Source organism: Maritalea myrionectae (genome assembly GCF_003433515.1).
In the GTDB taxonomy this organism is placed as follows: Bacteria; Pseudomonadota; Alphaproteobacteria; order Rhizobiales; family Devosiaceae; genus Maritalea; species Maritalea myrionectae.
Window position 1 is genome coordinate 2,113,266 of the sequence record NZ_CP021330.1, and the last position, 20,001, is coordinate 2,133,266.

At 52.0% G+C, this 20,001-nt stretch carries 14 protein-coding genes; 6 read left to right on the forward strand and 8 right to left on the reverse strand.

All coding sequences use genetic code 11. The features are described 5' to 3' along the window. Positions 1 to 10: 10 nt before the first annotated feature. A complete protein-coding gene (gyrA, locus tag MXMO3_RS10730) occupies positions 11 to 2,710 on the reverse strand; it encodes a DNA gyrase subunit A (protein WP_117396786.1) in 2,700 nt (899 codons plus the stop codon). A gap of 331 nt (positions 2,711 to 3,041) precedes the next feature. Between gyrA and MXMO3_RS10735 the strand changes: the two genes are divergently transcribed. Further along, positions 3,042 to 5,291 (forward strand): efflux RND transporter permease subunit, encoded by a 2,250-nt coding sequence (locus tag MXMO3_RS10735; RefSeq protein WP_117395865.1) that lies wholly within the window; start codon positions 3,042 to 3,044, stop codon positions 5,289 to 5,291. Further along, positions 5,288 to 5,824: a hypothetical protein gene (locus MXMO3_RS10740; RefSeq protein ID WP_117395866.1), complete on the forward strand. Its 537-nt coding sequence runs from the start codon at positions 5,288 to 5,290 to the stop codon at positions 5,822 to 5,824. Before MXMO3_RS10735 ends, MXMO3_RS10740 begins: the two co-directional genes overlap by 4 nt. 63 nt (positions 5,825 to 5,887) lie before the next feature. Here MXMO3_RS10740 and MXMO3_RS10745 read toward each other — a convergent pair whose 3' ends face one another. Continuing rightward, entirely contained in the window at positions 5,888 to 6,370 is a 483-nt protein-coding gene (locus MXMO3_RS10745) for a single-stranded DNA-binding protein (RefSeq protein WP_027835386.1), read from the reverse strand. 277 nt (positions 6,371 to 6,647) lie between these two features. Here MXMO3_RS10745 and uvrA point away from each other — a divergent pair, with 277 nt between their 5' ends. From uvrA to trmFO, 3 genes are all read left to right on the forward strand, one after another. Further along, on the forward strand, positions 6,648 to 9,530 hold the full coding sequence (gene uvrA, locus MXMO3_RS10750; RefSeq protein WP_117395867.1) for an excinuclease ABC subunit UvrA: 2,883 nt from the start codon (positions 6,648 to 6,650) through the stop codon (positions 9,528 to 9,530). Between the two features lie 425 nt (positions 9,531 to 9,955). Continuing rightward, a complete protein-coding gene (locus MXMO3_RS10755) occupies positions 9,956 to 10,105 on the forward strand; it encodes a DUF1127 domain-containing protein (protein ID WP_084634168.1) in 150 nt (49 codons plus the stop codon). Between the two features lie 115 nt (positions 10,106 to 10,220). After that, on the forward strand, positions 10,221 to 11,606 hold the full coding sequence (gene trmFO / locus MXMO3_RS10760; protein ID WP_117395868.1) for a methylenetetrahydrofolate--tRNA-(uracil(54)-C(5))-methyltransferase (FADH(2)-oxidizing) TrmFO: 1,386 nt from the start codon (positions 10,221 to 10,223) through the stop codon (positions 11,604 to 11,606). Here trmFO and MXMO3_RS10765 read toward each other — a convergent pair. Genes MXMO3_RS10765 through yajC form a run of 5 tightly spaced genes read right to left on the reverse strand, consistent with a single transcriptional unit; the run spans position 11,603 to position 17,532 of the window. Next, positions 11,603 to 13,351, reverse strand: coding sequence for a DUF4153 domain-containing protein (locus tag MXMO3_RS10765; RefSeq protein WP_117395869.1), 1,749 nt, complete (start codon positions 13,349 to 13,351; stop codon positions 11,603 to 11,605). The two genes, trmFO and MXMO3_RS10765, sit on opposite strands and share 4 nt — an antisense overlap. A 10-nt stretch (positions 13,352 to 13,361) precedes the next feature. Then, a complete protein-coding gene (locus MXMO3_RS10770; protein ID WP_117395870.1) occupies positions 13,362 to 14,225 on the reverse strand; it encodes a phytoene/squalene synthase family protein in 864 nt (287 codons plus the stop codon). Continuing rightward, positions 14,222 to 14,614: an Mth938-like domain-containing protein gene (locus MXMO3_RS10775; protein WP_245985731.1), complete on the reverse strand. Its 393-nt coding sequence runs from the start codon at positions 14,612 to 14,614 to the stop codon at positions 14,222 to 14,224. Before MXMO3_RS10775 ends, MXMO3_RS10770 begins: the two co-directional genes overlap by 4 nt. A gap of 3 nt (positions 14,615 to 14,617) precedes the next feature. Beyond that, positions 14,618 to 17,161: a protein translocase subunit SecD gene (gene secD / locus MXMO3_RS10780; protein WP_027835392.1), complete on the reverse strand. Its 2,544-nt coding sequence runs from the start codon at positions 17,159 to 17,161 to the stop codon at positions 14,618 to 14,620. A gap of 32 nt (positions 17,162 to 17,193) precedes the next feature. Then, positions 17,194 to 17,532 carry a preprotein translocase subunit YajC gene (yajC, locus tag MXMO3_RS10785; RefSeq protein WP_027835393.1) on the reverse strand — a complete coding sequence of 113 codons (339 nt, stop codon included), beginning with the start codon at positions 17,530 to 17,532 and terminating at the stop codon, positions 17,194 to 17,196. A gap of 158 nt (positions 17,533 to 17,690) precedes the next feature. On the opposite strand from yajC, the gene MXMO3_RS10790 reads away from it, so the two are divergent. Continuing rightward, positions 17,691 to 18,557, forward strand: a complete 867-nt coding sequence (locus MXMO3_RS10790; RefSeq protein ID WP_117396788.1) for an ATP-binding protein — start codon at positions 17,691 to 17,693, stop codon at positions 18,555 to 18,557. Positions 18,558 to 18,589: 32 nt separating this feature from the next. Here MXMO3_RS10790 and MXMO3_RS10795 read toward each other — a convergent pair whose 3' ends face one another. Continuing rightward, positions 18,590 to 19,951: a peptidoglycan DD-metalloendopeptidase family protein gene (locus MXMO3_RS10795; protein ID WP_162889223.1), complete on the reverse strand. Its 1,362-nt coding sequence runs from the start codon at positions 19,949 to 19,951 to the stop codon at positions 18,590 to 18,592. Between the last annotated feature and the right edge of the window lie 50 nt (positions 19,952 to 20,001).

A 20,001-nucleotide genomic window follows, 5' to 3' on the forward strand; every position in this document is an offset into this window, starting at 1 on the left:
CCTCTTATTATTATTCATTTTCTGGCTGATCGCCACCTGAAGTTGGTGGTGGCGTATCTGTTGCTGTTTCATCGCCATCCTCGTCTTCATCCGGTTCAGGCTCTGAAATGCGTTCGACAGACACCACTTTCTCATCTTTGGCGGTCGACAGGACAGTGACGCCCTGGGTTGCGCGTCCTGCAATTCGAATGCCATCGACTGGCACGCGGATCAGTTTGCCGCCATTGGTCACCAGCATGATTTGATCATCATTTTCGGCTGGGAACGACGCCACGATGCGGCCGTTACGTTCGCTCATGGCCATCGCTGTGATCCCTTTACCACCGCGGCCCGTCTTACGGTATTCATAAGATGAGGTGCGTTTACCGTAGCCATTTTCAGAAATGGCAAGGATGAACTGTTCTGCCGCACTCATTTCTGCATAACGCTCTGATGACATTTCAACGTCGCCGACGCTGAGATCTTCATCACTGTCTGGCACATCTTCCGCATCGCCATCCATCAAGCGCCGCAATTTCAAATAGGCGCCACGTTCTTCTGGCGTAGCGTCGAGATGGCGAATGATCGACATGGCGATGACTTCGTCGCCTTCGGCCAAGCGAATGCCGCGCACGCCAACTGAGTTACGGCTGGTGAAGACACGCACATCATCAACTGAGAAGCGCATGGCTTGGCCAAGTGCCGTTGTCAGCAAGACGTTATCGATGGCTGAACATGTTTCCACGTCCACAATGCCATCGCCCTCTTCCAGCTTCATGGCGATTTTGCCGTTGCGGTTAACATTGATGAAGTCTGCCAATGAGTTCCGCCGCACGGTGCCGCGCTTTGTGGCAAACATGATGTCGAGATCCTGCCAGGTGTTCTCATCTTCCGGCAACGGCATGATTGACGTGATGTGTTCGCCTTCCTGCAGCGGAAGAATATTGACCAGTGCTTTGCCGCGCGAGTTGGCCGCGCCGACAGGCAATCGCCATACTTTAAGTTTATAGACGATGCCGCGACTGGTGAAGAACAGGACGGGCGTGTGGGTGTTTGCCACGAACAAACGGGCCACAAAATCCTCGTCACGCGTCGCCATGCCGGAGCGACCTTTGCCCCCGCGGCGCTGTGCCCGATAGGTTGAGAGCGGTACGCGCTTGATATAGCCGCCATGGGATACGGTCACAACCATATCTTCGCGGGCAATCAAATCCTCATCGTCAACATCGCCAACTGCATCAACAATCTCGGTACGACGTTCAGTGCCGTAGCGGTCGCGCACTTCGATCATTTCTTCGCGAATAATCTCGATCACGCGTTCTTTTGACCGCAAAATATCGAGATAGTTCTCAATTTCGGCACCCAGCTTGTTCAATTCGTCGCCGATCTCGTCGCGTCCCAATGCGGTAAGCCGCTGCAAACGCAAATCGAGAATGGCTTTCACCTGCTCTTCAGAGAGGTAATAGGTGCCGTCGTCATTAACCTTGTGGCGCGGATCGTCGATCAATTTGATCAGAACTTCCACATCCCGTGCAGGCCAAGCGCGCTCAAGCAAACGGCCGCGAGCGGTTGCCGGATCCGGCGCTGTGCGGATCAATTGAATCACTTCATCCACATTGGCCACGGCAATCACCAAGCCAACCAATACGTGGGCGCGATCGCGAGCTTTATTGAGCAAGAATTTAGCGCGGCGTGTGACAACTTCTTCGCGGAAATCCACAAAGGCCGTCAAAATATCGCGCAACGTCATTTGCTGCGGTTTGCCGCCATTCAAGGCAACAAAGTTACAGCCGAATGAGGATTGCAGCGGCGAGAACTTATAAAGCTGGTTCAGCACAATGTCCGCAACAGCGTCGCGCTTGAGTTCAATCACCACCCGCATGCCGTTACGGTCAGATTCATCGCGAATATCGGAAATGCCTTCAATGCGCTTATCGCGCACCAGTTCGGCGATTTTCTCGATCATCGAGGCTTTATTCACCTGATAGGGAATTTCGGTGATGATTAGAGCTTCGCGGTCTTTGCGAATTTCCTCAACATTCACCAAACCACGCATCAAAACAGAACCGCGCCCAGTTTCATACGCAGAGCGAATGCCTGAACGGCCAAGAATAATGCCTGCTGTAGGGAAATCCGGCCCTGGCATGATTTCCATCAGCTCGTCGGTGGTGATGTCTGCATTGTCCATCAAGGCAATGGCTGCGTTAATCACCTCCACCAGATTGTGGCTGGGAATATTTGTCGCCATGCCGACGGCAATGCCGCCTGAGCCGTTGACCAACAGATTGGGGAAGCGCGCCGGCAGGATGGTCGGCTCACTCTCGGTGTTATCGTAGTTGTCGCGGAAATCGACTGTGTCGCGATCAATATCATCCAGAAGCGCTGTAGACACCCGCTCCATGCGCACTTCGGTATAACGCATCGCAGCAGGCATATCGCCATCAATCGAACCAAAGTTGCCCTGGCCATCGATCAAGGGCAGCCGCATGGAAAACTCCTGCGCCATCCGCACGAGCGCGTGGTAAACCGCTGTGTCACCGTGCGGGTGATATTTACCGATCACATCACCAACAACACGCGCCGACTTGCGGTACTGCTTGTTCCACTCATACCCATTTTCGTGCATCGAATAGAGAATGCGGCGGTGCACAGGTTTGAGGCCATCGCGCACATCTGGCAGGGCCCGGCTCACAATCACGCTCATGGCGTAATCAAGATAGGAGCGGCGCATTTCGTCCGTAACAGAAATCAAAGAGATCGCTGAATTGGGTTCATTTTCAGGTGTTTGGTCGTTGGGCGTATCGGTCACGGCTGTTCTTATTGCTGTTGCGTGTGCGTTAACCCACTTTTCTTAAGTGATTCCGCAAGAAAACACCAATAAGTTTGCGCTCTTGTGCACATCTGATCGCTTGTTTTTGGCCAATTTGAACCGAATTTAACTCAAACTTGGCAATATCATGGCAATTTCGCGCAGAATCTGCTTTGTTCTGCGCAAAACGAACAAACAATAAGAGTTGCAACCCGCAACTACTTAGTCGCGGGCACCATTGGAGCGTTGTACATTGTCAATCGGTTTCGGCCTCGAACGCATCGGGCTTCTTACACTTAAATATCCAAAAATCGTCACCGCTATCTTGGCCGCTTTCACTATTCTATGTTTGGTGCAGGTGCCGCGCATTACGATTGATGGGGATTTGCTGCGCCTCTACAAAGACTCTGGCGAATATTACGACACCTATGTAGAGCTGGGCGAACGGTTCGGCACATTTGAGAATGATGCATACATTCTGGTCAAATCCGATCAGCTCACCGATCCTGAAGTGATCGAGACCATGCGTGAATTGGCGCTGGAGCTTGAGCTGAACAGCTTTGCTAGTGGCACATTGTCCCCCTTCTCTCTGCGTAAACCCGCACAAGAAGATGGCGTGACCCGGCCCGCTGTGCCGGAAGACATGCAAAGCGCCGATGAAGTGGCGGCCGCATTGAATGATTTGCGGCAAAACGATCCGATGATGCGCAATTTGATTGTGGAGGATCTGACCGGATTGGTCATGCTCATGTTCCCCAATCCCGATATGCTCAAAGGGGATGGTGAAACCCGCATGATTGCCGAGCTGCGGGAGTTGATCAGCTTTTATGATGATCCCCGCTATGAAATTGAGCTAACAGGGCCGCCCATTTGGAAATCTGAATTGCTGAATGCAAGCAAATCTGACCAGATCAAATTCACGGCGTCTGGGATTATCTTGGGCTTTCTCACTGCATTTTTGGCATTTCGCACGTTCTGGGGCGCTGTTTTGGCGACCCTTGCCCCGTTCGTCTCTGTGTTGTGGGTTGTGGGCAGCGTGGTGCTTATTTTCGGCTCCTTCACCTTCCTGACCAATATTCTAACGGCATTGGTGCTGGTGATCGCCTTCGCGGAGAGTATGTTCTTCTGCTTCCACTGGCTCCGATTATCGCGTGAAGGTATGGACCATGAAGAGGCAATCCGAGAAACCGTCATTCGGGTCAGCCCCGCTTGTGCGTTGACCTCAGTGACAACAGTGATCGCATTCCTGTCGCTTTCAATCGCGCCAGGGCAAGGCATTTTTGAATTTGCGATTACGGGCGCGTTGGCCATCCCTATGGCGTTTCTAGCGTTGGTCACCTTTTTGCCATTGGCGCTGCGTGCCGCAACACGTGCAGGCTTTAAGCCGAAAAAGGCACCAAGCGTTGCCCTGACAGCGATCATCCCACCCTTGTCACGGCTTGCCGAACGGCGGTACCGCCCGGTGGCGATATTGGGGGGTATCGCTTTTGTCGCAATGCTTTATCCGCACTTCCAGTTGCAACCGACATTCTCCTTCCAGCAGTTTTTGCCAAAAGGGTCTGATGCGTTGGACACGTCCGAAGCCATTGACCAGGGTGTAGGCGGTGTGGCGCCGCTCTATGTGTCGATCCCCCTGCTCGATAATGATCCGCAGATCACAGACAGTGATTTCGAGCGCGTCGAGACCGTACATGAGATTTTAGAAGGCATATTCGGCAAAGGCAAAGTGATCTCCGGCGCCAGCTTTAATCATTATAGCGAGGCTGGCTTTAGTCGCGAACAAATCTTTGATGCTGTGGGCCCATTTATGAAGCGTCGCTTTATCACCGATGAGGGCGATCTTGCGATGGCCACGGCCTTTATGCCGACCCAATTGGGTTCTGCTGAGGTGCGCGAGCTGGTTGAAGAAACCGACGCAGCGCTGACCGCCGCGGGACTTGGCGATACCTCCATTTCCGGCTTCAGGGTGCTTTCAGCTTATGAGAGCGTCGAGATGATCCAGCGGCTTCAAGATGGCCTGACCATCGCGGTGCTTCTATCGATTTTGATTATTGGCGTTGCCTTTAGATCATGGCGCGTCGCGTTGATATGTGTCATCCCGAACTTTGCCCCAATTTTGGGCACCGAACTGTATCTTTGGGTGTCGGGAGCTGGATTGCAGCTAACGACCGTCATCTCCCTGACCATCGCTTTTGGTATTGCTGTGGATGATACAATTCACTTTATGAACCACTATGTTCGAGCAAGACAGCAGAACTATGGGCATAAGGAAGCGGTTATGCGTACACTTGAGCGTGTTGGCCCCGCGTTAATCGCGACAACAGCAATCCTTTGCGCAGGCACAACCGTAGTTATATTCTCAGTGTTGCCGCAGGTCGCCCTATTTGGGGCACTATGCGTGCTTACACTCTTCTTGGCTTTGCTGGGCGATTTGATTATTCTGCCTGCATTGCTCATCGCCGGGGGGCGATTGTTTAGATCCTTTGGAGGACAACCGAAATGAAATTGAAGCATATCGCAAATGCTTTTAAAGCGCTGATTTTGGGCGCCGTATTGGCCAGTGGCTTTTCAACGCCTAGCTTTGCGGGCAAAGCGGACATTGAACTACTGAAAAGCTATGTCGGCAATTGGCGCGGTCGCGGCGAGGCCAAGCTTGCCTCCACTGGAGCCGACGAAACCGTTTTGTGTAAAATGGACTTTACCGACACCGGCCCAGACCGGATCGGCCTGACAGGACGTTGTTCATTGGCAGGCAGCACATTCTCGATGCGCGGGACAGTCGCCTATGTTGAAAAGAATCGCCGCTATGAAGCTGTGATGTCGTCCAACACCAGTTTTTCCGGCGTGGCGGTTGGTCGTCGGTCAGGGAAGAATTTGAATTTCTCTCTGCTCAATGTGAAATCAGAATCCGATGATGCTTTCGACATCGGTGTTGGGTTGCAATTGCGCAATGGCCAGATCTTCGTAAAGTTTGATATTGTGCACAAAGAGAGTGGCGGCAAATCTACTGCCAATATTCCGTTCTCGAAAAGCTAGATTTCATACACCCACAAAAAAGGCCGCTCAAGTGAGCGGCCTTTTTTTTCGATATTCGATGGATCAAAACGGGATATCATCATCCATATCACCGGCATCGAAAGATGGTGCATTGGCTTGTGGCCGACCACCACCGCCTTGATTATTATCGCCGTAAGACGAACCACCTTGACCACCGGCGCCTGCATTGTCGCCGCGCCCGCCGAGCATGGTCAGGGTTGAGTTAAAGCCTTGCAACACGATTTCAGTCGAATAGCGATCATTGCCATCCTGATCTTGCCATTTGCGCGTTTGCAATTGACCTTCAATATAGACTGTCGAGCCCTTTTTTAAATATTGCTCAGCCACGCGGCAAAGACCTTCACTAAAGATCACAACGCGGTGCCATTCTGTCCGCTCGCGCTGTTCGCCGCTGTTCTTATCGCGCCAACGCTCTGAAGTGGCAATGCGCAGATTAACAATCGGGCGTCCATCGTTGGTGCTGCGCACTTCCGGGTCAGCCCCAAGATTACCAACCAAAATTACCTTATTTACACTGCCTGCCATCGTATTTTCCCTTTCAGGCGTCATATTGGAAATGTCGCCAATATGTGCATCCAATTTCAAAACTCAATCGTAGCGTTTATGTGCACAACACGCCAAAAGAATGAAGGAGTGTTTCTCACTCATCCACAATCCACTTGACGTATCTTTATTTGTTCTATTTATGTTCTACACAAAAATGAGCAAAGTCAACTCTTGTGATTCATTTTTAAGCACCCTAGGTTGAGCAGCGCAGTTCAGTTTGAACGGATCAAGCCGCAGTAACAAGCAGGAAGTCTACATGTCGAAATCGGCAATTAATAATCGCGAAATCACCATTCGTGGCGCCAAAGAACACAATCTCAAATCAGTTGATTTGGTCCTTCCGCGGGACGAATTGATTGTGATGACCGGCCTTTCAGGTTCGGGCAAATCATCGTTGGCGTTTGATACGATTTATGCCGAAGGACAACGCCGCTATGTGGAGAGCCTTTCTGCCTATGCGCGCCAATTCCTGGAGATGATGCAAAAGCCAGACGTTGAGCAAATTGACGGTCTGTCCCCTGCTATTTCGATCGAACAAAAGACCACGTCAAAGAACCCGCGCTCGACCGTGGGTACAGTCACCGAAATCTACGACTATCTGCGCTTGTTGTTCGCGCGCGTCGGCATCCCCTACTCGCCTGCGACCGGCTTGCCGATTGAGAGTCAAACCGTCACCCAAATGGTGGATAAGATTTTGGCGCTCGAAGAAGGTACCCGGCTTTACTTGTTGGCGCCGATCGTGCGGGGCCGCAAAGGTGAATACAAAAAGGAACTCGCCGGGTTAATGAAGCGCGGCTTTCAGCGTGTGCGCATCGATGGCGAGTTTTACGAAATCCCCGATGCCCCTGTGCTCGATAAAAAGTTTAAGCACAATATTGATGTGGTGGTGGACCGCATTGTCGTTTCTGGAGATATGCAGGCGCGGCTAGCAGAGAGTTTTGAAACGGCGTTGCAACTCGCTGAAGGCATTGCGATTGCTGAAATCGTGGCCAGCGAAGGCGAAAATACCCAGATGGTGTTTTCAGAAAAGTTTGCTTGTCCTGTTTCAGGCTTCACCATCGCCGAAATTGAGCCGCGACTGTTTTCCTTCAACAACCCCTTTGGTGCCTGTCCGAAATGCGATGGCTTGGGCGCGGAAGCGAAAGTTAGCGAAGATCTGGTGGTGCCGGACGAGACCCTTAGCTTGAAAAAAGGTGCGATTGCTCCTTGGTCGCGCACATCAGCCCCCTATTATGCGCAAACATTAAAAGCTGTTTGTTCGGCCTATGGCGCGTCGATGGACACGCCTTGGCAGGAGCTGAGCGCGGATGTGCGCCAAGCCGTGCTGCACGGCACTGGCGGCAAGAAGATCGAATTTGTTTATGACGACGGCTTGCGCTCCTACAAAACGCAAAAGGCGTTTGAAGGGGTCGTAGGCAATCTTACGCGCCGCTATCGCGAGACCGAAAGTGCGGGGATGCGCGAAGAGATTGAAAAATACATGTCTTCCGCTCCGTGCGATTCTTGTGGCGGCTATCGGTTGAAGCCCGAAGCGCTGGCTGTGAAAATCGATGGCAAACATATCGGTGAGATTTCGCAAAAATCTATTCGTGAGGCCCATGTTTGGTTTGAAAACATTTCAGCCAAACTGTCCGACACGCAAAAGGAAATTGGCGAACGAATTTTGAAAGAAATTCGCGACCGCCTCAATTTCTTGGTTGATGTGGGCCTTGACTATCTCAGCCTTTCCCGGAACTCGGGCACCCTATCAGGTGGTGAAAGCCAACGTATCCGGTTGGCGTCACAGATCGGTTCTGGTTTGACGGGCGTGCTTTATGTGCTGGACGAACCGTCCATCGGCCTGCACCAGCGCGACAATGCGCGCTTGCTCGAAACGCTGCGTCGGCTGCGGGATCTGGGCAATACGGTGATTGTGGTTGAGCACGATGAAGACGCAATCATGACCGCTGACCATGTGGTGGATATTGGCCCAGGTGCCGGTGTGCATGGCGGCGAGATCGTTGCCGAGGGCAAGCCACAGGACATTTTGAAACACAAAACCAGCCTCACGGGGCAATATTTGTCCGGCAAGATGGGCGTAAAGGTACCGGCAGAGCGTCGCCCCATATCCGACACACGGAAAATCTCAGTTACTGGCGCAACAGGCAACAATTTGAAGAATGTTGACGTGGATGTGCCTTTGGGCTGCTTTGTTGCGGTTACTGGGGTTTCAGGCGGTGGCAAGTCGACACTGATCCTTGATACCATGTATGCGGGCATTGCGCGCAAACTGAACGGTGCGCGTCTGATGCCCGCCCCGCACGACCAATTGCTCGGTTTAGAGTTTTTGGACAAGGTGATCGATATTGACCAAAGCCCGATTGGGCGGACACCACGCTCCAACCCCGCGACGTATACAGGCGCGTTCACGCCCATTCGCGAATGGTTTGCGGGTCTGCCGGAAGCCAAAGCCCGCGGCTATGCCCCTGGTCGCTTTTCGTTCAACGTTAAAGGTGGTCGGTGTGAAGCCTGCCAAGGCGATGGCGTATTAAAAATCGAAATGCACTTCTTGCCTGATGTTTATGTCACCTGTGATGTTTGCCACGGCAAACGTTATAATCGTGAGACGCTGGAAGTTCAGTTTAAAGGCAAGTCCATTTCCGATGTTTTAGAAATGACAGTAGATGAAGGTGTTGATTTCTTTTCTGCCGTTCCGTCCATTCGCGATAAAATGGTGACCTTGCAGCGTGTGGGACTGGGGTATGTCAAGATTGGGCAACCGGCCACAACCTTGTCGGGCGGCGAAGCACAGCGGGTAAAGCTCTCCAAAGAATTGTCAAAGCGCGCCACAGGCCGCACCCTTTATGTGCTTGACGAGCCAACAACTGGCTTGCACTTCCATGATGTGGCGAAATTGCTCGAGGTGCTGCACGAATTGGTGGATCAAGGAAACACTGTCGTGGTGATTGAACACAATCTGGAAGTGGTCAAAACGGCCGACTGGGTGATTGATCTTGGCCCCGAAGGCGGCGACGGCGGCGGCGAGTTGGTAGCTGAAGGGCCACCTGAGGCTATTATCGACGAGCCACGCTCCCACACGGGTCATTTCTTGAAAGAATTATTGGCCCGTCGACCGTCGGCCCAAGATGCGGCGGAATGATCTAGCCTAACTCTCTTTCATGACAGTTATACCATTGGTGCATGCGGCTCACACATATCTGGGCCGCATGTTTTGCGTTTCGGGCGTGTTTGATGTGCAGGTACAATGCCTCTGTATTTTACAAAATTGTCACAGGATCGACCCATGGTTCACCCTTTAATGACATCGCTTAAAGACCTTCTTCACTTCCGCCAAACCCTACTGGAACTGGATTGTAGCGTTACGGCTGAAAATGATCATCTCGGATTGTTTAAGCCTGAAATTCAAATTGACACAGGCCACGGCTCACGAAAAACTAGTTCTTAACCAGCATTGCAAAAAACGCATAGGCGCGTTGCAAAAATACCGTCTACTCAAGTGCGATTAGCAAGCCTATATACAGATCAACAAACGGAACACACCACTGCAAACCAAGGAGATGAGCAATGGATTTTGGTAAAACTTTTCGCCGCTGGGCTTCATACCGCAAAACTGTTCGTGAACTGAGCGTTCTTGATGATCGTGAATTGAACGATTTGGGCATTACACGCGGTGACATTCAGCCATTGGCACGTGAGCATGCTGAACGCATCTAATGCGTTGAACACTCGACAAGACCTCCCGAATCTTTAAACACCCGCCCTTTTCGCGGGTGTTTTTTTATGGCTGAATTTTGTTGCGTTCGCCCCAGTTTCCTTGCTAACTGCCCCCATGACAGATCATTCAAAAATTCTACATATTGTTGGCGGCGGCCTCGCCGGTTCTGAAGCCGCATGGCAAGCCGCCGAGCTTGGCGTGCAAGTGGTGTTGCATGAAATGCGCCCTGTGCGTAAAACGGATGCACACCAAACAGATGGCTTGGCCGAGTTGGTTTGTTCCAACTCATTTCGTTCGGATGACCACGAGCATAATGCCGTGGGTTTGCTGCACGAAGAAATGCGCCGCTGCAACTCCGTGATCATGGCGTCAGCGGATAAATCCAAGCTACCTGCTGGCGGAGCGCTGGCGGTTGACCGGGATGTATTTTCCGATGCCGTCACAGCCCAGTTGGAAGCGCACCCCAATATCACCATTGAGCGCAGCGAAGTTGACGGCTTGCCGCCAAAAGAGTGGCAACATGTGATCATCGCAACAGGGCCACTCACCTCGCCAGCGCTGGCTGAAGGCATTCAGTCGGTCACCGGCGAAGATTCCCTTTCCTTTTTTGATGCGATTGCGCCGATCATTCATAAGGAAAGCATCAATTTTGATATTGTCTGGGCACAATCGCGCTATGACAAACCAGGCCCTGGCGGCACAGGCGCTGACTATTTGAACTGCCCAATGGATGAAGCGCAGTACAATGCGTTCGTCGATGCCTTGCTGGAAGGCGAAAAAACTGAGTTCAAAGAGTGGGAAAACGTCCCCTACTTTGATGGGTGTTTGCCGATTGAAGTGATGGCCGAGCGCGGGCGCGAAACCTTGCGTTTTGGCCCCATGAAGCCAGTTGGCTTGACCAACCCCAACAATCCGGATGTGAAGCCACATGCCATTGTGCAGCTGCGCCAGGACAATGCGCTGGGCACCTTATGGAATATGGTTGGGTTTCAAACCAAGCTGAAATATGGCGCACAAGCCGAAATCTTACGCATGATTCCCGGGTTGGAAGATGCCAAATTTGCACGTCTTGGCGGTTTGCACAGGAACACGTTCCTCAACTCTCCGGCACTGCTGGATGAACAGCTTCGGCTAAAAGCCGATCCGCACTTGCGCTTTGCTGGTCAAGTTACCGGCGTCGAGGGCTATGTAGAAAGTGCTGGGCTTGGCCTGGTTGTGGGGCGTTTGGCGGCAAACGAAATTTTGGGTCATCAAATTGATGCGCCGCCCAAAACCACAGCTTTGGGCGCGTTGGTGCACCACATTACGGGCGGACATTTGGCCGATGAGACAAATGGCATCAAGAGCTTTCAGCCGATGAATGTTAATTTTGGCCTGTTCCCGCCTGTAGAAGTGACAAAACCCGAAGGCGTGAAACGTTGGCGCGGACCAGACCGGGGCAAGGCAAAAAAACGTGCAACTTCGGCGCGCGCTCTCGAGCATTTGGAACAATGGCGCTAATCGGCGCCATTGTTTTGTTTTTCAAACACATAGAAATCTAAACGCACGACCTTGCGCGCCATATCGGGATCCATATCGATGTTGGCTTCATGCAGATTCAGATAGAGAGTATGCTCCGCGCCCGCGATTTTTATGGTGTTTTCCCGCATGGTGGTGACAGTTAGGTTTTGCTGATTGATCCAGGTGGTGAGGTCGTAGCGTGAGAATTGCATATCATCACGCATCACAACCAAATCCTTGTCATCCATGCGGAATTCGTAAGGCCCAAGCTGTTGGCTGCAACAGGGCAATTCAACACGACCATAAAATTTGTAGGTCCCTGAGAGGTCCAACGGCTCTTCATTGGTTAGCCGAACAAACTCAATCGGCCGGTTGTTTGGCGCTATATCTGGAAGCCCCAGCAGCGCCGCGAATTTCTCACGCGAAATCTCGCCATCAAACTCAAATCCTTTGATCTCAAGTTCTCTGGACAGTGCTGTGCGCCCCTCTTTCGTATTCAATAAATAGTTCGCCGCACCGCGAAGACGTTGGGCAGCCTCATCGTCATCCGCCTCTTTCCAACGTTCGTAGTTTTGCTCAAAACGCGCAAGTTGATCGCGTATTGACCAAATCTCCAAATTGAAGGGCCCGAAGGAAACCAAAAGCAAAATGAGCGCTGCCAAAGCCGGTAAGAGTCGGATATCCAGGCGATTGAAGATGCCGACGCCCACAATCAAACTGGTCCACAACGCCCCCGCCAACAGCAATATTCGCTCCGGCGTAAGGCCATAGGCCGCGACGCGAATATAGATCGCAATAATCAGCATGATCACCGGGACGATGGCAAGAAAGGGCCAGAAGCGCAGATATTTTGCCACTATGGGCTTTTCACGCATGAATTTTGGATAAAGCAGCAAATGGTTGAGCCCCGCGACACATATGAAGCCGATCACCATCCAACCAATAGTGCCCTCAGGATAGGTTTGCTGAATGACAATCTGGATGGCATAGGCAACCAGGATCAGGGCGTACAAGGTCAAAAACGGCGCAAAAATGTATAGGCCTAAAAAGCCAACGGCTTGAGACAAAAAGTCTGGTTTGTTTAGCTCATCATCTCGGAATTCACTTGCTTTCGGTATTGTGGCGAACCAGTAGATAGGGGCGAACAGTGCACCGGCAAGCGGCAGCAAATAACGATACATCAAATGCTCAAGCTGGAACCCGAACAGAATCGAGACAGAGCGCTCGATAATCACCAAGCCAAGCAAAATCACCAAATATGCAAATCCAGCGACAATTGCCGACACGATGGAGCGATGGTTCATCCACCAAAATAGATTTTGCTGCCTGCGGCCTTCATGTTCTCGCGTGAAATGAAGCGTTGGCGAGATAGAAGTCAGCAAAATCAGGATCGGCATCCACATAAAGGGTTGGCCAAGGGCCATATTTTCCAAGAATATGGTGGCCCCAATCGCCAATAGCCCCAACAAATTGATAATCCAACCGACAATTTTGCCAAAAACGCGGCTTTCTACAGCAAGCTGGGTGGCAACCGCCAAAAGGGCTGTCAGCTCGACGGTGGCGAATGTTTTAAACAAGACATCGTCGGTTGGGTTGGAGGACCCATTCAATTCAATCAGGAAAAGAATCGCGCCAATCGTGACAAGACCAACGGAAATCGGGAAGCGCTGCACCGTGCGTGCAAGCTCCGGACCAAAGCGATCACGCCATTTTTGCAAGGCATTCATTGGTTCCGGATCGGCCATTTTTTCGCTCCTACTTGCGCAAACCCCATCGCATTAGTCGGAGTATTTTGCGCCAATCCGACATTTTTACGGCAAGCCACTCACCCTTGTCGAGCGCGTGTTGCATACGCGTTAAATCGCTATCGATAAAGGGCCAGACACCAAATGCTGGTTTCGCAGCGCTGGGCAAGGCCTTAATCGCCTTGTTGGCTTTGTCGAGATGATCTCTGGCATGCTCGGCACACGATTGAAGGGCTTGAAGAATTTCTTCCTCTGGCTTGCCTGCAAATATATCATTGTCTTTTAGACCGAACGCAGTGAACACGTTGACGGGTAGAAAAACCTGCGCCCGGCGACGATCATATTCAAAGCTATAAAGCGCGCGTACATAGGTTTGCGCCACGCCCAGATGGCCAGCAGCATCGTTAAACTGCTCCGGTGCGTCCTGTTCGCCGACACAAATCTGGGCCGCATATTGAAAAATGATGGATGCGACCTCACCTGCATAGCCTTCAAATTGGTTTTGATCAGGCATCGGATCTTGATAGAGGTCGAAACGGCGCGCCGCGACCATGCGCAAAAGCGGCACCGTTGAAAGCTTATACTTCTCGATGGCGCTAAACAGCGCATTCGCTAACGGATTGCTTTCAACATCGCCATGGCGCTCGCCTTCGAGCGCGTCGCGCCAAAACTGCAAGCGAATCTCGCCTGGCATCGGTTCGCTCACGCGGTGACGAATAGCTGCTAACTCGGCCGCGAATGTGTGTAGCGTCTGTATGGGAAGCCGCGCATGCTGTGGCAGGACTAGACTGGCCAGGTAGGCGTCTCGGTCCAACTCGCGCAATTGAGCAGATATGATTGCGGCTTCATCTTCGTTTTGGGCGCGCTGGCTCATTTTCCACGCTCAACGGCCAATAGAGCGGCGGCGACCGCGCGCTTTTCGCCCAGGAGCACATTATACGTCCGCGCCGCGGCACCTGTGCTCATGGGTTCTGTGATGATGTTGAGGTCGCGGCCTGTTTGCTTGATCGGTTTTTCCAACACAAACAATTGATCGCCAGTGCCGACAAACAGCACATCGATTTGGTCGGCCTCAGCCCAGACTTTCGCCAAACTGTCACGGGTGATGTCTTGCACGGTCTTAACGTCCCATGCATGCATGCCAGACGGCAGACAAAGCAGCGAGCCAATGTGCGACATATCTCCAAACCGGAAGCCCCCATTGCCATAAGCGTCAATGGGAACTTGATATTTGAGAAAGCCTTTTTCCGGTGGGGTGCTCAAGACTTAAACCGATGCCCCATCCGCGCGCCGTTCTTCTTTTGGCGCAGCTTCTTTGCGGCTGGTGAGATTGAAATTGATCAACAATGGAGAGGCCACAAATATGGTTGAATATGTCCCCACAAGCACACCCCAAGCCATAGCAATGGTAAAGCTGCGGATCACCTCACCGCCGAACACCACCAAAGCACCCAAGGCGAGCAACGTGGTGATCGATGTCAGGATCGTACGCGAGAGGGTCTGATTGACCGACATGTTCAACAACTCGGGAATGCTCATCTTACGATATTTGCGCAGATTCTCCCGCACGCGGTCATAGATCACCACCGTATCGTTCAAAGAGTAACCGACAATCGTCAGGATCGCCGCAATGGAGGCAAGATTGAATTCCAGCCCTGTCAGTGCGAACAAACCGATCGTCAGCAGCACGTCATGCACCAAAGCTGCAACAGCGCCGATGGCAAATTGCCACTCAAACCGCATCCAGATATAGGCCAACACAGCGACAATAGCGGCCACGACAGCCAATGTACCTGTTTGTGCCAATTCACCAGAGACAGTGGGTCCTACCACCTCAGAACGGCGTCGATCATAGCCGACGGCTTCAACAGCCTCGATTACCTTAGTTACGGCTTCTTGCTGCGCAACATCACCGCCCGGCTGGGTTTCTACCCGGATCAACACGTCAATATCGGAACCAAACTCTTGAACTTGAACATCCCCAAGATCGAGAGCGCCCACGATTTCGCGTAGTTCGGCTATGTCCGCAGGGCCTTCAATCGACTGAACCTCAATGGCGGAGCCGCCTTTAAAGTCAATTCCGAGATTGAGCCCCTTGGCGCCAAACAATGCCAATGACCCCACGACCAGCACAGCTGAGAAGGTGTAAGCCAGTTTCCGCAAGTTCATAAATTCAAAGTTGAAGTTTTCCGGCCAAACTTTGAGGAGTGCGATCTTTAGCTCTTTCGGGCGACGACGCGCGTACCAACGCGAAATCATGAACTGGGTCAGCACATAGGCTGTGAACAAGGTGGTGATGATACCGATGGCCAAGGTCACCGCGAAACCACGAATGGGGCCAGAGCCAAGGAAGAACAGGATCGCCGCGGCAATCAGCGTGGTGACGTTCGCGTCCAAAATGGTCGTAAACGCTCGCTGAAAACCAGCTTCGATGGCTTGAATGGCTCCACGTCCTGCCCGTTTTTCCTCACGGATACGCTCATAAATCAGCACGTTCGCATCCACGGCCATACCGATGGTCAGCACGATACCCGCAATACCAGGCAATGTGAGCGTTGCGCCCAACAGCGACAGCGTTCCCAAAATCAACGTGATGTTGAGGAGCAAAGAAATGTTGGCGAACACACCAAATGTGCCATAGGCAACGACCATAAAGATGATCACAAGGATACCACCGACAACACCAGCCGTTTCACCGGCCGCCACGCTGTCCGCACCAAGGCTTGGGCCAACAGATCGTTCTTCAATGATGTCCAAGGTCGCTGGCAAGGCACCTGCCCGCAGCAAGACGGCCAAGTCATTGGCGCTTTCTGCAGTGAAGTTACCAAAGATTTGCCCGGAACCACCAGGGATAGCGGAATTGATCACCGGTGCAGTAATCACTTGATTATCCAGCACAACAGCAAATCGTTTGCCGATATTGTTGGCGGTAATTTCCGCAAATTTTACACCGCCGCGTGTATCGAACCGGAAGGTCACGATGGGCGAGCTATTCTGTGCGTCAAATCCGGGTTGTGAATCCACCAAAGATTCACCGCCGATTGCCACTTCTTCAAACACCAATTCCTCGCCACCATCTTGGCTCGGCAAAATCATGGTGCCATCGGGCAATCCTTGGATTTTCGCCTGGGCGGCGCTCATGGTGGGGTGCACCATGTGGAACGTGAGACGCGCGGTTTTAGAAATAACGTCTTTTAGGCGTTCAGAATCATCAAACCCGGGCACCTGCACCAGAATTCGATCGTTGCCCTGACGCTGAATGGTCGGCTCTGTTGTGCCCAACTCGTCAACGCGGCGACGCACCACTTCAATGGATTGCGCCACAACAGATGACAAGCGCTCTGAAATACCCTCTTCCGTCAGCTCAATCGTAATAAGCTGGTCAGGTGTTTGATTGATGATCATTTCATCAATACCACCAACACCGCCAAGCGACTGCGACAACGGCACGTCCAGCTCCTGTAAGGCATTGAGGGCTGTTTCCAGATTTTCTTTGTCGGTCAACTCGATGGTGAGCTTGGCCTCATCGGTTTTGATCAAATGGCCAATGCCATTGTCATTCGCCAGAATAGACCGCGCTTCACGCCGCAATTCTTTTACGCGTTCGCTCACGATTTCTTCGCGGTTCACTTCCAAAAGCAAGTGTGAGCCGCCCTGCAAATCCAGCCCCAAGACGATCTGCTTTTTTGGCATCCAGTCAGGCAAGCTGTTCAGTGTTGCAGGTGCAACAAAGTTCGGCAGCGTGAACAATATGCCGGCAAGCGCCACAATAACAATCAGTGCCGCGCGGAGTGGAGAAGAATTTAGCATCGCAAGAAAACCTAGCGTTCGCGTTTAAAGAATTATTTTTTGTTGTCGTTGACGGGCTCTGCTTTAGTGCGCACGTCAGCAACCATTGAGCGCAAAACCTTCACACGCACATTTTCAGCCAGCTCAACTTCGAGTTCATTATCGTCTTTAACACGTGTCACTTTACCGATAATGCCGCCATTGGTGACGATCACGTCGTTGCGACGAATGGCGTCGAGCATGTTTTTTTGTTCTTTCACGCGCTTTTGCTGCGGACGAATGATCAAAAAATAGAAAATTGGGATGATCAACAAGATTGGCATCAAGCTGGTCAAATAATCTGCTGCACCTGGCGCGCCAGCTGCCTGAGCAAATGCGGGAGAGACAAACATACGGATACTCCTTGATGTGGCTTTTGTTCATTTCAGATTTCACATAATCTGAGAGAAAGCCCAAGCCACGGGTTGGTTTGGTTTTGCGGGAATATATAGGGGGGATTTTTGAAATGCAAAGCGAAAACCCCACCTTTTTTCATGAGTTTGGAGCAAAAATGAAATTAAGTGAGTTCTTGGCCGATATTGCACAGTCTTTACGCGTGTTGGCCAACCGTCCAAGCAGCGATCAGGTCGTGATTGGTGACGCAAATGCGTACCAATGGGAAGGCAGCACCAGCCAGCTCATGCCCGTGCACAATGTCAACCGAGTCGCACTTGATCTTTTGCAAGGGATTGAACCGCAAAAAAGAACGCTTTTCGATAATAGTTTGCAGTTCGCCAAGGGCTTAGGTGCCAACAATGCGCTGCTTTGGGGCGCCAAGGGCATGGGCAAAAGCTCAATCGTCAAAGCGATCCATGGAGAAATTGTTGAGCAGGCGTCTCGTGAAAATGGCATCAAACGGCTTATCCTTGTGGAGATCCACCGGGAAGACATTGCCACCCTCCCCGAATTGATGCGTAAATTGGCGACGCAGGACATGCAGTTCCTCGTCTATTGTGACGATTTATCCTTCGACCGCGAAGAAACGGACTATAAAGCGCTCAAAACTGTACTCGATGGCGGCTTGGAAGGCCGTCCGAAAAATGTGCTGTTTTACGCCACATCAAACCGTCGACATTTGATGCCGCGCGAAATGATCGACAATGAAGCGCGGGCGGCTATCCATTCCAACGAGGCAAATGACGAGAAAGTTTCGCTTTCTGATCGGTTTGGCCTGTGGATTGGTTTTCACAATTGCGATCAAGATACCTATTTGAACATGATCCGAGGGTATTGTGATTATTTTGGCATTGAGGAAGAAGCGGAAGCTTTGCGTGCGGCGGCAATTGAATGGGCGGCAACGCGCGGATCGCGCTCCGGGCGCGTAGCGATCCAATTTGTGCGACATTTGGCCGGCAAAAAAGGGCGCGCCATTTCCTGACGCGCCCCTCTTACTGTCCTTATTTCAATGTGTTAGCTGGCCAACAATGGTGCCGGGTCAACCGGCGTTGCACCTTTGCGCAATTCAAAGTGCAGTTGTGGACGCGCCACAGAACCTGTCAGGCCAACGGAGCCAATTTGTTCGCCACGGCGAATGTTGGCACCTTTGGAGACGCTGATGTCTCTCAAGTGAGCGTAAGCAGACACATAGCCGTTCGGGTGTTTGATCAAAACGAGATTGCCGTAGCCTTCAACTGCGTTACCCGTATAGATCACGGTGCCTGTATCGGCAGCCTTCACTGAAGTGCCTTCTGGCGCTTCAATGTTGATGCCAGTATTTTTCGACGCCTTAAAATCTTGAATCATGCGTCCTGAAACCGGCCAGCGGAAACCTTGAGATTGTGGCTCGGCTTGAGGCGCGGCAACTGCAGGAGTGCTCGGAACTGATGCGGTTTTGATCTCTTCTTGAGCTTTCGGTGCGGCAGCAGGCTGCGCTGTTTGCGTAGGCGCAGGTGCTGGAGTGGCCGCTGGCGCAGTCGGTTTTGCCGCAACCTTCAGACCAGCAGGACGCGCGATTGGCGTTGGGCTGGCTTGTGGTGCGTCGCTAACAGCCTGCGGTGCAGGTGTAGACGTTTGCACTTCAGCAACTTTTTGCGCTGGCGCTCTTTGAGCGATCAGATCCGGACGACCGGGAATGATCAGCTCTTGGCCAACAAAAATACGGTCGGCTGAGGCCAGACCGTTGGCCGTAACAATGGCATCAGCCGTTACGTCATAGCGCCGCGCAATCACGTAGAGTGATTCGCCCGCCTCAATTTTATGCATGAAGGCATTTTCCGGCACCAAACGCGGCGTTGCTGCGGTTTCGGTTGCTGGCGGCTGCAATGTTTGTGGCTGAGTTTGAATCTCAGCGGGCGAAGTGGACGCTGTCATGGTTGAGGTACTCTTTACTGGAAGTGGTGACAAACTAGGCAAAGGTTGCTGCGAAACCTGAGACGGTGCTGCGGCCACATTGCCGAAATTAGAGTTAGACGCCTGTGTTTGCGGATAATTGCCGGCCAATAACGGGTCTTGTGAACCGGAAGCCGGATAGCCCATTTGTGCACTACCGCCCACATCCGCAGGTGGTGTAAATGGTGCATTTGAATTTTGCGCCACACGAACAGGTGCTGGCGAAAGGGGCTGCGCACTGTTTTGCGGCGTCCCTATTGCCGTTGGCATTGCCTGATTTAAATCGGCATTTTGGGCAGTGTTCACAGAATTTGTGACCAGCGGACCATTTGAGATGAAGGGAGACCGCGCTGTGGTGCAGCCTGCCAGAACCCCGGCGACACCCAGAACGGAAATAAGGGCGACACTGTTTTTCAACAGCCGTGTTTTTTGGCGCACTATCATGGTTTTACTCATACTCAATACAACTTTACTCAGCCCAATATAGATTCATT

Excerpts from the sequence above, each read along its gene's own strand:
- gyrA (WP_117396786.1), bottom strand. The coding sequence starts at position 2,710 with ATGCGCCGCTCCTATCTTGATTACGCCATGAGCGTGATTGTGAGCCGG.
- MXMO3_RS10740 (WP_117395866.1), top strand. The coding sequence starts at position 5,288 with ATGAAATTGAAGCATATCGCAAATGCTTTTAAAGCGCTGATTTTGGGC.
- MXMO3_RS10745 (WP_027835386.1), bottom strand. The coding sequence starts at position 6,370 with ATGGCAGGCAGTGTAAATAAGGTAATTTTGGTTGGTAATCTTGGGGCT.
- uvrA (WP_117395867.1), top strand. The coding sequence starts at position 6,648 with ATGTCGAAATCGGCAATTAATAATCGCGAAATCACCATTCGTGGCGCC.
- MXMO3_RS10755 (WP_084634168.1), top strand. The coding sequence starts at position 9,956 with ATGGATTTTGGTAAAACTTTTCGCCGCTGGGCTTCATACCGCAAAACT.
- trmFO (WP_117395868.1), top strand. The coding sequence starts at position 10,221 with ATGACAGATCATTCAAAAATTCTACATATTGTTGGCGGCGGCCTCGCC.
- MXMO3_RS10765 (WP_117395869.1), bottom strand. The coding sequence starts at position 13,351 with ATGGCCGATCCGGAACCAATGAATGCCTTGCAAAAATGGCGTGATCGC.
- MXMO3_RS10770 (WP_117395870.1), bottom strand. The coding sequence starts at position 14,225 with ATGAGCCAGCGCGCCCAAAACGAAGATGAAGCCGCAATCATATCTGCT.
- secD (WP_027835392.1), bottom strand. The coding sequence starts at position 17,161 with ATGCTAAATTCTTCTCCACTCCGCGCGGCACTGATTGTTATTGTGGCG.
- yajC (WP_027835393.1), bottom strand. The coding sequence starts at position 17,532 with ATGTTTGTCTCTCCCGCATTTGCTCAGGCAGCTGGCGCGCCAGGTGCA.
- MXMO3_RS10790 (WP_117396788.1), top strand. The coding sequence starts at position 17,691 with ATGAAATTAAGTGAGTTCTTGGCCGATATTGCACAGTCTTTACGCGTG.
- MXMO3_RS10795 (WP_162889223.1), bottom strand. The coding sequence starts at position 19,951 with ATGATAGTGCGCCAAAAAACACGGCTGTTGAAAAACAGTGTCGCCCTT.